This is a genomic window from Halospeciosus flavus, assembly GCF_029814175.1.
GTDB classification, from domain to species: Archaea; Halobacteriota; Halobacteria; order Halobacteriales; family Halobacteriaceae; genus Halospeciosus; species Halospeciosus flavus.
Map to the genome: position 1 here is coordinate 2,964,327 of NZ_CP122312.1, position 13,245 is coordinate 2,977,571.

The 13,245-nt window shown below is 70.1% G+C and carries 12 protein-coding genes; 3 read left to right on the plus strand and 9 right to left on the minus strand.

Features of this window, described 5'->3' with window-relative positions; all coding sequences use genetic code 11:
* Positions 1-5: 5 nt before the first annotated feature.
* On the minus strand, positions 6-1,226 hold the full coding sequence (locus tag P0Y33_RS15690) for a TrkA C-terminal domain-containing protein (RefSeq protein ID WP_279528326.1): 1,221 nt from the start codon (positions 1,224-1,226) through the stop codon (positions 6-8).
* Positions 1,226-2,500, minus strand: a complete 1,275-nt coding sequence (locus tag P0Y33_RS15695; protein ID WP_279528327.1) for a potassium channel family protein — start codon at positions 2,498-2,500, stop codon at positions 1,226-1,228. The genes P0Y33_RS15690 and P0Y33_RS15695 overlap by 1 nt, the downstream gene beginning before the upstream one ends.
* Before the next feature lie 120 nt (positions 2,501-2,620).
* On the opposite strand from P0Y33_RS15695, the gene P0Y33_RS15700 reads away from it, so the two are divergent.
* Together P0Y33_RS15700 and P0Y33_RS15705 are read left to right on the plus strand one after the other, a co-directional pair.
* A complete protein-coding gene (locus P0Y33_RS15700) occupies positions 2,621-3,781 on the plus strand; it encodes an NAD-binding protein (protein WP_279528328.1) in 1,161 nt (386 codons plus the stop codon).
* A gap of 59 nt (positions 3,782-3,840) precedes the next feature.
* Positions 3,841-5,358, plus strand: a complete 1,518-nt coding sequence (locus P0Y33_RS15705) for an HPP family protein (RefSeq protein ID WP_279528329.1) — start codon at positions 3,841-3,843, stop codon at positions 5,356-5,358.
* 64 nt (positions 5,359-5,422) lie between these two features.
* On the opposite strand, the gene P0Y33_RS15710 is transcribed toward P0Y33_RS15705, so the two are convergent.
* The 6 genes from P0Y33_RS15710 to P0Y33_RS15735 form a co-directional block, all read right to left on the minus strand.
* On the minus strand, positions 5,423-6,340 hold the full coding sequence (locus tag P0Y33_RS15710) for a hypothetical protein (RefSeq protein WP_279528330.1): 918 nt from the start codon (positions 6,338-6,340) through the stop codon (positions 5,423-5,425).
* Between the two features lie 64 nt (positions 6,341-6,404).
* Positions 6,405-7,136, minus strand: a complete 732-nt coding sequence (locus P0Y33_RS15715) for a nucleoside phosphorylase (RefSeq protein ID WP_279528331.1) — start codon at positions 7,134-7,136, stop codon at positions 6,405-6,407.
* 141 nt (positions 7,137-7,277) lie between these two features.
* A complete protein-coding gene (locus tag P0Y33_RS15720) occupies positions 7,278-8,261 on the minus strand; it encodes a WD40/YVTN/BNR-like repeat-containing protein (protein WP_279528332.1) in 984 nt (327 codons plus the stop codon).
* 52 nt (positions 8,262-8,313) lie between these two features.
* Positions 8,314-9,210, minus strand: a complete 897-nt coding sequence (locus P0Y33_RS15725) for a carbohydrate kinase family protein (RefSeq protein WP_279528333.1) — start codon at positions 9,208-9,210, stop codon at positions 8,314-8,316.
* A gap of 33 nt (positions 9,211-9,243) precedes the next feature.
* Entirely contained in the window at positions 9,244-10,053 is an 810-nt protein-coding gene (locus P0Y33_RS15730; protein ID WP_279528334.1) for a DUF63 family protein, read from the minus strand.
* 34 nt (positions 10,054-10,087) lie between these two features.
* Complete coding sequence (locus P0Y33_RS15735; RefSeq protein ID WP_279528335.1) at positions 10,088-11,059, minus strand: ribose 1,5-bisphosphate isomerase; 972 nt, start codon at positions 11,057-11,059, stop codon at positions 10,088-10,090.
* 308 nt (positions 11,060-11,367) lie between these two features.
* Between P0Y33_RS15735 and deoC the strand changes: the two genes are divergently transcribed.
* A complete protein-coding gene (gene deoC, locus P0Y33_RS15740; RefSeq protein WP_279528336.1) occupies positions 11,368-12,012 on the plus strand; it encodes a deoxyribose-phosphate aldolase in 645 nt (214 codons plus the stop codon).
* A 6-nt stretch (positions 12,013-12,018) separates the two neighbouring features.
* Here the strand turns inward: deoC and P0Y33_RS15745 are convergent, their stop codons facing one another.
* Positions 12,019-13,233, minus strand: a complete 1,215-nt coding sequence (locus P0Y33_RS15745) for a PQQ-binding-like beta-propeller repeat protein (protein ID WP_279528337.1) — start codon at positions 13,231-13,233, stop codon at positions 12,019-12,021.
* Positions 13,234-13,245: the final 12 nt, after the last annotated feature.

Consider the following 13,245-nt stretch of genomic DNA (forward strand, 5'->3'; position numbering starts at 1 on the left):
CGCCACTAAGAGGTTCCCGAATCGGGCGAATCGGCCGCTTCGCCCGTCGCGACCTCACCGGCGGATTCGCCGGCAGCACTCGCACCGGCGCGCTCCTCGACGCGGCGGATGGCCTCGGGCCGGGCGATGACGTAGACGGTGTCTCCGGGGACGAACTCGCGCGAGCGGGCGGGGATGGGGACGACGGACCCCTCGCTGGGACGGACCGCGACCACGGTCACGTCGAGGTCGGCGACGGTCTCCCCGACGAGTGCGCTCTCGGCGGCGATGGAGACGGCGGCCATCGTCTCGTCGGCGGCGCGCAACAGCGAGGCGAACTGTTTGTCGACGCTCGGTTCGCCGGGGAGCGTCAGCAGTTTGTAGTCACCGCCCGCGATTCGCTTCGCGTCGGTCTCGTCGAGTGCGAGCGTGACGACGTCGTCGGCCACGCCGCGGAGTTCCGCCGTCGCGACGCGCTCGCGTTCCCCGTCCGCGTCGCCGGCCTTCCACACCTGTACGAGGTCACCGGGGCTGGCGGCGTTCGGCGGGTCGGCGCGCGTCGCCACCGCGCCGGTCCCGGGGGCGAGCGTGGGACCGAGACCCGCCACCCGGCGACCGAGTCCGAGGTACGTCACGGTGCCGTCGGGTTCGAGGTCGACGTCGACGTAGCCGATGTCGTAGTCGTCCTTCAGGCGGTTCGCGAGGCGGTCGCGCAACTCGTCGACGGTGAGTCGCCGCGGGAACAGCAGCGTCTTGCCCGCGACTTCGGCCTTCGTCTCGTCCGAGACGGGGTCGTAGGTCTCGATGTCCTCGACCTCCGATGGGAGTTCGACGGCGACGACGCGGCCCACCGCCTGGACGAGTTGGCTCACCTCGCCCTCGATTTCGCGGGCGCCGGCGAAGGCGAACACTTCGACGGCCGCGCGGTCGCCGAGGCGGGCGCCGACCGGCCCGGCCGCGCCGGCGACGGCGAGCGCGATACTGTTGAACAACACCTGTTCGAGTTCGAAGATGCCCGGCGTGCCGGTCATCGCGAGTCCGAACAGCGACTTCGTGTTGAGTGCGAGCGCGACGGCCGAGACTCCGGTGAGCACCGAGAGACCAGTCGAGATGCGGTCGCGGAAGTACCACCGGTAGACGAGGGCGACGACTGCCGCCACGAGGAACGCGAGGAGGACGAGACTGACGATACGGACGATCTCCGACCCGGTCGCGACCAGTTGTCCGGGGTCGAGTTGGAAACGCATCAGACGACCGCCTCCTCGAAAGCTCGACCGGCCTCGCGACTCCCCACGACGAACAGGTCGTCGCCGGCCGCGATTCGGGTGTCGCCCCGCGGGGCCATCGTCCACTCGCCCTCGTGACGGACCGCGAGGACGACGACGCCGTACGTCTCGCGGACGCCGGTCTCACCGATGGTGACGTCGTCGAGCGGCCCGCCCGAACCGACGGTGACGCGACGGAGGCGCTGGCCGGCCCGCCGGAGGAGCGTGACGAGTTCGTACTCCCGACGGGTGCCTCGCGCGGTGACGACGACTCTCCCCTCGGGCGCGTCGAGGAGTGCCTCGGCGTCCGAGCGGTCGACTGCGACGGTAATCCGACCCTCGCCGCCGGTGGTCGTCGGCGCCCGGGGGGTGACCGGCGCCTCCACCACTTCACCCCCGTCGGAACGAAGTTCCGGTTCACCCGGACTGCTACCGTCGCCACCGCCCGACGTGCCGGCGCCAGTCGTGGCTTTCTTCTCCTTCTTCTGGATGGTGCTCTTCGCACTCACGACGGTACCCGAGACGGCACTCTCGGGGGTCAACACCGTCACCGTGTCGCCGCGGGCGAGGCCGGTCGGAACGAGCGCGTCGACAGAGACGGCGCGCTTGCCCGCCGGCACACGCTTCGAGACGCCGGACATCGGTGGGGCGGCCTGGACGGTCGCGCGGGCACGCTCGTCGATGGTGACGTGTGCGTCCGCGACGTCGAACTCCGAGGTGAGGCGGTCCTCGAAGCGCTGTTCGAGTTCGGCCAGCGGGAGGTCCGCCGGGAACGACCACTCCGCCTCGCGAATCTTCGTCCGGAGGTCCTCCGGGAGCGGCGGATAGCCCTCGACGTCGGCGACGTCACCGACGACCGAGACGGTGACCTGTCCGCGGCTACCGACGAATTCGACGACGTCGGCCGAGAGTTTCCGTTCGCGCAGCGAGCGTAGCGAGATGCGTTTGGGGAGTTTTGCGCCGAGTTTGTCGCCCTGTGCGTGGGTGTAGAACGAGAGCATCAGGACGACGGTCAGGGCGGTGATGAGCGTCACGCTCCGGACGATTTCGGGCGTCGTGAACGCCATCAGCCCGCCGTTGACGCCGGCGATGGCGACCGAGAGCACGACGACACCGAGCGCGGGGATAGTGAGACCCGTGACGTACTTGAAGAGGAAGCCGAAGGCGAACGCGACGAGCGCCGGGACGATGCCCGCCACGAGGCCCAGGTAGATCCCCTTGAGTACCTGTACGGGGACGAACGTGTCCGAGACCATGTCCGACCCGTCGGCGGCGCGGGATAAACCAGTACCGGAGCGGACGGTCGACGGCCCGGTGTGCCGGCGAACTCCGGGAGACCCCGGTCCGTTTAAGTCACCGGCGACCACCCTCCCGGTATGGAGCTCTCGCGGCAGTCGGTGACGAGTTCGCGCATCGCCGTCGCGTTGACGATGGCGGTCGCGCTCCTCTCGGTCGCCACCGGCGTCGTCAACATCGACCGAGCGGCCCACTTCGGTCCCTTCGCCGGTGCGGTGCCGCCGGCCGTCCAGCAGACCGCCGGGTTCACCGGTGCGCTGACCGGCTTCCTGATGGTCGCGAGCGCACTCGGGATGCGTCGCGGTCTCCGCGCGGCGTGGTACTCGACGGCAATCCTGCTCCCGGTGACGGCCCTCCAGGGACTCGTCCAGGGGAGCGTCTACTCCATCCCGCTGGTCGCCCTCTCGGTGGCCGCGATGCCCACGGTGTGGTACACCCGCAGTCGGTTCGACCGGTCGCTCGAACTCACGACCACCCAACTCGCGGCCGCCATCGCGCTCGTCGGCGTCCTCGTCTACGGGACGCTGGGCACCTACGCGCTCCGCGAGGGGTTCAACACCGGCGAGTCGATGTCCCTGCTCGACGCGTTCTACTACACGCTCGTCACCGCCAGCACCGTCGGCTACGGCGACGTCACGCCCGTCACCGCCCAGGCCCGACTGTTCGGACTGTCGGTACTCGTCCTCGGCGTCGCCAGTTTCGGTATCGCCCTCAGCGCCCTGCTGGCCCCCGCCATCGAAGCCCGCTTCTCCTCCGCACTCGGAATGATGACCCAGAGCGAACTCGAAACCCTCGAAAACCACGTCATCGTCGCCGGCTACGGCGAGTTGACCGAACCGATTCTGAACGAACTCCGCGACGCCGGAACGCCGTACGTCGTCGTCACGCCGTCGAAGGAGGCGGCCGACGTGCTCAACGCCCGCGACATCAAGGTCGTCGTCGGCGACCCCACCGACGAGGACATCCTCGACCGAGCGGGTCTCGACCGGGCGCGGGCGTTCGTCGCCGCCACGAACGACGACGGTGAGGACGCCCTCGCGGTGCTCACCGCCCGCCAGTTGAACGAGGACGTCCGCATCGTCGCCGCCGTCACCGACCGCGAGAACGAGGCGAAACTCCGCCGCGCGGGCGCGGATACGGTCGTCAGTCCCGCCGCCCTCGGCGGTCGGCTACTCGTCCGCTCCGCGCTCGACGGCGAGGACGCCGAGGCGCTCGCCGACGAAGTGTACGAGAGCGACTGAACCCCGCCGTCGTGGACGAAACGCCCTTACCCGCGCCGCGTCTCGACCACGAGTAGAGAATGCGCGAGGGAGTGGCGCGACGCCTCCGCGACGTCCGACAGCGTCTCCGCAGCGTTCGCCGGCGTCTCCGCGACGTGCGCCGACGCGTCGCCCGATTCGAGCGACGCGAGGTGCGCGAGATTCGTCGGTGGCTCGAGTCGACGAGCAACCTCGTCCACGTCTCGCTGCTCGTCGTCCTCCCCGCGCTGTTCGCGGCGGTCACCCTCGTCTCCAACCGCGTCGAGGTCCTCCCCTACCTCCTCTTCCCGCCGCTGGCCTCCGGGTCGTACACGCTGTTCGCCCACCCCGAGGAGCGCTACGCCTCTCCCCGCCGGTTCGTCGGCGGACTGACCACCGGCGCGTTCTGCGGGTGGGCCGCCCTGGCGGTGGGCGCGCGCTACCTCTACGTCGTCCCGGCGTCGGCCTACGAGATTCGGCCCGAAGCCGTCGCCCTCGGCATGTTCCTCACCGGAGTCGTGACCTGGGCGCTGGACGTCGAGGAACCGTCGGCCTACTCGACCGCGCTGCTGGTCCACGTCACCGGGGCGAACCAGTTCGTCTACGTGGTGAGCGTCGCCGTCTCGACGGTCGTCGTCTCGGGCATCTTCCTCGTCTGGCGAAACGAGTTCTACGAGGAGCGCTCCCGGTACCTCTACAAGACCACGGGCGCCGACGACCACGTCCTCGTCCCGATGCACGGCGAACACGCCGCCCAGACGGCCATGTTCGGCGCGCGTCTCGCCGGCGCCCACGAGGCCGGGAAAGTCGTCCTCCTCTCCGTCGTCGAAGACGAGGACGTCGCCGCCGCCGAGCGCGCCATCCTCGAATCCGACGACGCGGCGGACCTCGACGTCCTCGACGACCAGCGGACCGACGTCGACCGCCGCTCCGACGCCGAGGCACGCGCCGCCGAACTCGCCGCCGACGAACTCGAACGACACGCTAACCGCATCGAGACACGCGTCGGCGTCCCCTGCGAGGTCGCCGTGGCCGCGGCCACCGACGGCGGACTCTCGGCCGGGACGGTCCTCGACACCGCCGCGGAGACGAACTGCGACCTCGTCGTCGCCCCCTACCGCCGCGAGGGGGGCGAGGCGGCCGACTACCTCCGCGCCTTGTTCGGCAGCGACGTCGACGTGGTCGCGTTCGACTCGAACACCGAGCGCGTCGACTGGAAGCGCGTCATGGTCCCCGTGAGTCGCGCCAACGACCTCGCGCACGCGATGGTCGACTACGCCCAGCGACTCGCCGGCCGGACGGGCACGGTCAGCGTCTGTACGTGTATCCGCTCGGAACGGGAGCGCCGCGACGCCGAGTCGATGCTCGCCGACCTCGTCGAGACCGTCGACTGCCGGTGTGAGACCCGCGTCTCCCGCAGCGACGTCGAGTCGTTCGTCGAACGCAACGACGAGCAGTACGACGTGGTCGTCCTCGGCGCGAGCACCGACCGCTCGTCGGCCTCGCGGTTCCTCTCGCGGCCGACCTACGAGCGACTGGCCGACGTGGAGACGGACGTCGCGGTGGTCCACCGGGCGTGAGCGGTCGATTCGGTGAGAACCGTGGACTCCGACGACGCTGGATACGTGGCCCTGGTGCGTCGGGCTACGAGACCATCGGATAGTCCGCGTACACCCTGTACCACGTGCCACCCAGTCTGACGTATCGGACGTGTCCGTTCCCGCCCCACAGTTTCTCGAACAACAACTCCTCGAAGGAACCAGAGACGTTCGGGTCTCCACACTCCCGGTACCCTACGTCGGAGGCAGTCGCCACGATCTGCTGTTGCTGGTCTGTTAGACGCTCCCGAGGTATCTTCTTCCCGTGCCGTTCGAGCACACGTTCACCTACGGCGGCGAGTTTCGACGACACGTACGTCGCCGTGTAGCGGACTTCTGAAACCGGGACCTCACGCTGCTTCCGGAACGACATCTCGAAAACAGCGCTGCCGGCGCGGACGTACTCGAAATCGGCCTTCGGGTACAGTCTCGACTCCGACCGTCGGCCCGCGTTCCGATACCCGACCTGCATCCGCGTGTCGTAGTTCGGGGCGAGTTCCAGTTCCCGTGTCGTCGGATAGTCGAGTGCACCCCAGAGCGTGTGTACGTCCTGTTCGGGGAGTTCGGCGACGGTGACGACCGATTCGGACTCGTCCGGCGGCGAGTCGTCGACGCTCCGCACGCCGTACTCGACACCCTGTACGGTCTTCGTGTCCGTCTCTGTCCCGATTTCGTAGTACGCCCCGTCGGACGGATAGTACTCGTCGAGCGGTGGGTTGTACCGCCCCGAGACCGTCGCGTGGCCCTGCGCCAGCGCTCGGCGTGCGACCTGTTCCTCGTACTTCCCCAGTCCCTCCAGACGATGCACGTTGGCGTGTCCGACGTACCTCGGCGTCGTCGGTTCCAGCGTCAGCGTGTGCGGGTTCGTACACTCGCCCGCCGACTGATTCGTTGCGCAGCCAGCGAGAGCCACGCCCGTGCTGACTCCCGCGCCAGCGGCCGTGAGAAATCGTCGGCGGTCCATGAATCTGTGTACGGATTGCGTCAGTAAAGAATTCGGGCCGGCAGAAACAGACAGGGGAGGGTCGTTACTCGTAGAGGTCGACGACGGCGTCCAGTGTGAGTTCGATGGCTCGGCCGACGTTGTTCTTCGCCTTCTCGGGGAGTTCGTCCTCCTCGGTGGCGCCCTTCTGGGTGCCCTTCACGAGGTTGCCGTCGGCGGTACAGATTGCGCCGGCGCGCATACCCTTGCGGCGGGCGATGGAGAAGATGGCGGCGGCCTCCATCTCGACGGAGAGGATGCCCGCCGACTCCCACTCGGCGACGTACTCGTCGGTCTCGGCGTAGAAGGCGTCGTCGGAGGCGATGGGACCGACGTGGACGTGTTCGTCGTTCGATTCGGCCGCGTCGACGAGCGACGTGAGGACGTCGTAGTCCGGGACGGCCGGAATCTCGGCGTCCTCGTAGCGTTTGGAGGTGCCTTCCTCCTTGGCGGCGCCGGTCGCGATGACCATGTCGCCGATCTCGACGTACTCCTGGGTCGCGCCCGTGGTGCCGACGCGGACGACCGTCTCGACGCCGACCTTCGAGAGTTCCTCGATGGCGATGGCGGCCGAGGGACAGCCGATACCGGTCGAGCAGATGGTGAGCGGGACGCCCCCGTAGGTGGCGTTCACCACCTTGTACTCGCGGTTCTCGGAGACCTTCTCGACGTCCTCGCAGTGGGCGGCGATGCGGTCGACGCGGTCCGGGTCGCCCGGCACGAGCGCGATTTCGTTTACGTCGCCGGGTTCGACCAGGAGGTGCGGTTGCTTGGCCATGGTACGACTCTGTTCACAGGCGGGAAAAAGCCGTGCGATTGCCGACTGGCCGGGCGTAGCGCGACCACGACTGCCCGCACCGAGGGCGAACGCGGTCCGGTCCGCGACGCCGCCCACTCAGTTGAACGATTGTACAACTGTTCAACTGACGTCGAGACCCGCGGGTCGCCGGTCGCGGAGGTCGCCGGGCCACTCGACCGGGAGCGCGCGCCACGTCCGCCCCGAGTCGGTGGAGCGGTGGATTCCGTGGTTGTGGACGGCGAGGAAGTCACCGGACCCGACCGCCGCGAGCGAGGGGGCGAGCAGGCCGTCGCTCTCGGGGAGACCGTCCATCGCGGACGCCCACTCGCTCCCGCGGTCGCCGTCGACGCGTCGGTACACCGCCGAATTGGCGGCGTCGGCGTCGTGGGCCGCGCGGGGACAGTGGGCGGCGGCGAGGAGGACGGTCTCGGGGTCGGCGGGGTCGACCGCGGCGCTCCAGCAGTACGTCCGGTCGAGTCCCCACTCCTGGAGGTCCCAGGAGTCGCCGCGGTCGTCGGACTCGAAGTAGCCGTCGCCCGCGGCGGCGTACACCCGGCCGGGGTCGTCGGGATGGGTCGCCAGCGTGTGTGCGTCGCTCGGACCGGCGTACGTCCGGTCGCGCCAGGTCTCGCCGCCGTCGAAGGTCCGGACGAGCGCGCCGGCCTCGACGGCGACGTACAACCGCTCGGAGTCGTCGGGTGCTGGCTGAATCCAGCGGACGTGGTGGGTGTGCGGGCGCGGCGGGAACGACCACTCGCTCGCGGAGGGGAGCGCGCTCAACCCCTCGCAGTGCGTCCACGTCCGCCCCCGGTCGTCCGAGCGGTAGACGGCGCTCGGTTCGGTCCCGGCCCACGCCGTGCCGTCGGGGGCGACGGCGACCGCGGTGACGGACTCGTCGGCGAGGTCGGGGACCCGCTCCCACGTCTCCCCCGCGTCCGTCGAACGGAAGAGACCCGCGTCGTACGTCCCACAGAGGACGAACGCGCCGTCGGGCGAACTCGCGACACACTCCGTCCGGTGGCCGTCGAGGGCCTCGCGGACGGTCCACTCGTCGGCGTCGACGACCAGTACCCGGTCGTGCATCGCGACGGAGACGCGTTCCATACCCGGAGGTAACGACCGGTGGTAGCATCAGTGTTTTCACAGCTGACAGGTACTACGACCCCGGCGCCCACTCGTCGAGGAAGGCGTCGACTTCGGGCGCCGAGGGAGCGGTCCGGGCGCCCTCGCCGCGGGCCGCGAGCGCGCCACAGGCGTTGGCGTACTCAAGCGCACGCTCGTAGGCTTCGGGGTGTTCGACGAGCGTCGCGAGGAAGCCCGCGGCGAAGGCGTCGCCCGCGCCCGTCGTGTCGACCGTCTCGACGTCGAAACCGGGGTGTTCGTAGACGCCGCCGAGGGTGTAGACGGTCGCGCCCTGCGGGCCGTGTTTCACGACGACCACGCGCTCGTCGCCGACGTGTTCGGTCTCGACGGGACCGTCGTAGTAGGTCTCGGCCTCGCGCTCGTTGAGGAAGAGGACGTCCGCCGCCTCGACCGTCTCGGCGTAGTCGCGGTCGTCGAGTCGTCGGCCGGGGTCGAAACTCACGGTACAGCCCGCGTCACCCGCGACGGCGGCGAGGTAGGCGGCCGTCTCGGGGCGCTGGCTCGTCAGGTGGACGTGCTCGGCGGCGGCGACGTAGTCGGGGTCGACGTCGGCCGGGTCGACCGCCTCGTTGGCGCCCTCGTTGCCGAGGACCATCACCTCGCCCGCCTCGTCGACGACGAGGTACTTGACGCTCGTCTCGGCGTCCTCGACGACGAGCAGGTGGTCGGTGTCGACCCCCGACTGGTCGAGTTCGCGGCGGGCGAGGATGCCGTTCTCGTCGTCGCCGACGCTCCCGACGACGCCCGTGTCGAGGTCGAATCCGGCGAGGGCGACGGCGACGTTCGCGGCGCTCCCGCCGCCGGCGCTCCGCTGTGACTCGATGCGGGCCTCGCCGTCGGGTTCGGGGAGGGCGTCGACGCGGAGCGTCACGTCCCAGTTGACGTGCCCGGCGGTGACGATGCGGACCACACGCGGGGAGAGGGGTGGCCGCCTGAAAAATCCCTACGGCGTGGCGGCGACGAACAGGAGGACGTTGTGGACGCCGGGACCGAGACCGACCGCGGCGACGAAGCCGAGGAGGACGTACCCCTCGGCGGGTTCCTCGCGGACGTAGTCGGCGAGGAGCGCGACGATGCCGGCCGCGAGCGCGAGTTTCACGAGGACGAACAGCCACGCGCCGCCCAGACCGGGCAGGTCGACGATAGCGTGGCCGAACTCGATGAGGTAGCGCGAGAGCGGCGTCTGCTCGCCGAAGCCGAGGTGGCCGACGCCGACGGCCGTGCTGAACGCGTCGAGGGAGTGTCCGAGGACGACCAGCGCGCCCGCACCGTCCGCGACCTTCGCGTCGTCCGGGCGGACGCGGTGGAAGGCGGCCCACACCCCGGCGGCGACGGCGGCGGAGACGACTGCGCTCCCGAGCGGCCAGAGCAGGGTGAGCGTGCCCCGGGAGGTGCCGTAGTCCAGCGCGACGGCGACGGGGACAGAGAAGGCGAGGAAGCCCACGCCCGCGAGGACGCGACGGGGAGCGGGGGTGTGCATCGTGGCGAGCCAGACGGCGCCGGCGAGGGCGAACGTCGTGAGGTAGACGGTCGGCGAGGAGGCGAACGGTTCGAGGAGTCGGGGGACGGTCCCGAGTTGGTAGTTCACGTAGAGCGCCGACCCGACGGCCATCCACGGCGCCCACGCGAGGATCGTCCGGGCCGTGACCGGCGGCCGTTCGCGGACGAGCGCCCACCCGACGCCCGCGGCGGCGAGGAGCACGACCGCGAGGTACGGGAGCGCGGGGACCGAGTACCCCGATGCGAGAGCCATACCGGTGGAGTGTCCTACGGCCGTGAAAACGTTGTTATTCCTGCTTCGCCCAGGGTTCGGTCGTCCCGCCGCCGTAGAGTTCGCGCATCAGCGTGACGATACTCTCGGGTGGGAACTGGCCGCGCTCTGTGACGATGGCGTCGACGTAGCGGGGCGGCGTCACGTCGAACGCCGGGTTCTCGACGGTGAGTCCCGGGTCCTCGGGGTCGTCGCCGGCGGCGATGTCGGCGCGTTCCGACTCCGTGAGCACCTCCGACTCGTCGCGCATCTCGATCTCGACGGTGTGGCCGGTGAGCGTGTCCGGGTGGAGTTTGAGCGTCTGTGCGGCGACCATCACCGGGACGCCGCGCTCGCGGGCGTTGACCGCGAGACCGGAGGTCCCGATCTTGTTCACGACGCTCCCGTCGGCGGCGATGCTGTCCGCGCCGACGAGGACGTGGTCGACGTCGTCGAGGTAGCGGCGGGCAGCGTTGTCGACGACGAGCGTCACGTCGACGCCCCACTCGCGGAGTTGGCGGGCGGTGATGTGGCCCTGCTTCCGGGGCCGGGTCTCTTTCACGACCGCGGAAATCTCCTTGCCGTCTTCCAGCGCCGCCTTCACGCAGGAGAGCGCGTCCGTCGAGTGACAGTGCGTCATGACGGTGTCGCCGTCGCGCAGGCGGTTCGCGCCGACCTGTCCGAGGTTCTCCTGGGCGACGTCGAGTTCCGCCTCGAACTCCTCGACCGTCTCGACGACCGAGGCGCGGAGGTCGACCACCGAGTCCCCCTCCATCCCCCGGAGGACGTAGCGGAGGGCGTTGGGGAGACTGACGGCCGTCGGCCGCGTCTCGTGGAGGCGGCGGGCGGCCGCACGCAGTTCCTCGCGGAACGCCTCGGGCGAGTCGGCCTCGCTCTCGTGGGCCTGCGTCCGGAGCGCGTCGGCGGCCGCCCGGGCGATGGTCGCCGCCCCCCGAATCTCCATCTCCGCGATGTCCGCGGCCGTCTCCTCGACTTCCTCGTGGACCATACCGAAGGTTAGCGGCGCGCGGCCGAAAAGGTAGGGGGCGGCGGCGTGAGACGGAACGAGTCGGAACGGTTCGAGACCGGTCGGGACGGGAACGTACCACTATATACCCCTCTTAGCAGCCATCAAGTGGTCGGTGCGTCCACTATCGAACGCGTTGGGTCTCCCACCGCCCGACGCCGACGCTCACCGACGCCAAGCCCACCCACCGACGCCTCGACGTGCCCGTGTCGTGTCGTCCCCATCCCGGCGTGTCGTCTCGCCCCACCGCACGCCGGGTCTTTTTGCCGTCCCGTGCCGTCCCTTCGCGTATGAACGCCGACGAACTCGCGGCCCGTATCGACCACACCGTCCTCGGACCCGGCACCACCATCGACGACGTCGAGGACGTCCTCGACGCCTGCGAGGAGTACGGGATGAACGCCTGTATCCCGCCGTGTTACGTGGCCGAGGCGGCCGAGTACGCACCGGACGTGACGCTCGCGACCGTGGTCGGGTTCCCCCACGGCCAGCACACCCCCGGCGTGAAGGCCGCCGAGGCCGAGGCGGCCTGGAACGACGGCGCCGACGAACTCGACGTCGTGATCAACGTCGGGCGACTCACACACGGCGAGTCGATGGCCGTCCGCAACGACCTCGAACGCGTCGTCGCGGCCACGCCCCTCGACGTGAAGGTCATCGTCGAGGCCGGTCTGCTCACGGACGAGGAGAAACACGATGCCTGCGAACTCGCGCGGGAGGCCGGCGCGGAGATGGTGAAGACCTCCACGGGGTTCTCCGCGGGCGGCGCCGCGGTCGCGGACGTCGAGTTGATGAGCGACTACCTCCCGGTGAAGGCCTCCGGCGGAATCGGCGACTACGAGACGGCGAAGGCGATGCTCGACGCCGGGGCCGAACGCATCGGCGCCTCCTCGGGCGTCGAAATCGTCGAAGACTACCGGGAGAACTACGCCTAGTCGAGACTACCGAATCGCCACGACGCGCGGTTTCCCGTCCACGCTCGACACCCGGACGAAGACCCGACCCACCCCGGCTGCGACGGCGTGACCGGCGTAGTTCCCGAGTTCGACGCGCCACCGCTCCGGTCCGGAGAGGAGTTCACCGCCCGTGGGGTCCAGTCCGGCGACGAGACCGAGATCTGCCGACTCGTGTCCGCTGTGGGCCTGTCCGGAGACGACCAGCGTCTCGCCGACGACGGCCGGCGAACAGCGGACGCTCCCGCCGTCGGGTTGCCACGACCACGCGACCTCGCCCGTGGCGGCGTCGACGGCCTGCACGCTCCCGCCGCCGGTGTAGAGGTGCCGACCGTCGAAGGCCACCGCCTCGTCGAACGGCGTCACGTCGTCGTCCGCCTCCCAGACGAGACTGCCGTTCTGTCGGTCGAGCGCGCGGAGCGAGCGCTCCAGACCGCCGACGTAGACGCGTCGGTCGCCGAGAACGGGCGGTCCCTCCATTCTCGCGTGGACGTTGCGCCACCAGAACTGCTCGCCGGTCGTGGTGAGACAGTGGACTTCGCCGGTCGTGGTCGCCGCGACGACGACGCCGAGGTTCACGGCGAGGGGGACGCGCACCTCACCCGGAACCTCTCTGGTCCACTCGACGGTCCCGCTCGACAGGTCGACGGCACAAACCTCACCCCCGTCGACCGCGACGAAGGCGGTCTCCCGGTCGTTCGAGAAGGCCGGCGGCGTGGTCGGTCTGGCGGGGAGGGCGATTCGTCCGTTCTCGGTGCCGTCGTCGAGTGCGTACTGGACGAGTGCGGGGTCGTCGGTCGCTTCGGGCACGTAGACGGTGCCGTCGAGCACGGCGGGCGACACGCCCTCGGGGAGCGGGGCGCTCCACTGGACGGCACCTCCCTCGACGTCGAGGACCCGGAGGACGTCGTCCGCGACGAGGAGGTGGCCGTTCGCCACGAGGGGGCGGACGCCGGGACCGACGGCGAAGTCCGTCCGCCACTCGACCGTGCCGTCGGTCGGTCCGTCTTCGCCGAGGACGGCGGCGGTGTTCGCGTCGTCGTGGCGGGCCGTCGGCCACCCCGCGTCGAACCGGACACCTTCGGGGTAGTCACTCCGAGCGGGGTCGTCGCCGAACGCGGTACAGCCGGCCGAACCGACCGCCGCGCCGGTGCCCAGCGCGGCGAGGAACGAGCGTCTAGTTGGGGTGGAGGGCGAGGACACGGGCGGCGATTC

Excerpts from the sequence above, each read along its gene's own strand:
- P0Y33_RS15690 (WP_279528326.1), bottom strand. The coding sequence starts at position 1,226 with ATGCGTTTCCAACTCGACCCCGGACAACTGGTCGCGACCGGGTCGGAG.
- P0Y33_RS15695 (WP_279528327.1), bottom strand. The coding sequence starts at position 2,500 with ATGGTCTCGGACACGTTCGTCCCCGTACAGGTACTCAAGGGGATCTAC.
- P0Y33_RS15700 (WP_279528328.1), top strand. The coding sequence starts at position 2,621 with ATGGAGCTCTCGCGGCAGTCGGTGACGAGTTCGCGCATCGCCGTCGCG.
- P0Y33_RS15705 (WP_279528329.1), top strand. The coding sequence starts at position 3,841 with ATGCGCGAGGGAGTGGCGCGACGCCTCCGCGACGTCCGACAGCGTCTC.
- P0Y33_RS15710 (WP_279528330.1), bottom strand. The coding sequence starts at position 6,340 with ATGGACCGCCGACGATTTCTCACGGCCGCTGGCGCGGGAGTCAGCACG.
- P0Y33_RS15715 (WP_279528331.1), bottom strand. The coding sequence starts at position 7,136 with ATGGCCAAGCAACCGCACCTCCTGGTCGAACCCGGCGACGTAAACGAA.
- P0Y33_RS15720 (WP_279528332.1), bottom strand. The coding sequence starts at position 8,261 with ATGGAACGCGTCTCCGTCGCGATGCACGACCGGGTACTGGTCGTCGAC.
- P0Y33_RS15730 (WP_279528334.1), bottom strand. The coding sequence starts at position 10,053 with ATGGCTCTCGCATCGGGGTACTCGGTCCCCGCGCTCCCGTACCTCGCG.
- P0Y33_RS15735 (WP_279528335.1), bottom strand. The coding sequence starts at position 11,059 with ATGGTCCACGAGGAAGTCGAGGAGACGGCCGCGGACATCGCGGAGATG.
- deoC (WP_279528336.1), top strand. The coding sequence starts at position 11,368 with ATGAACGCCGACGAACTCGCGGCCCGTATCGACCACACCGTCCTCGGA.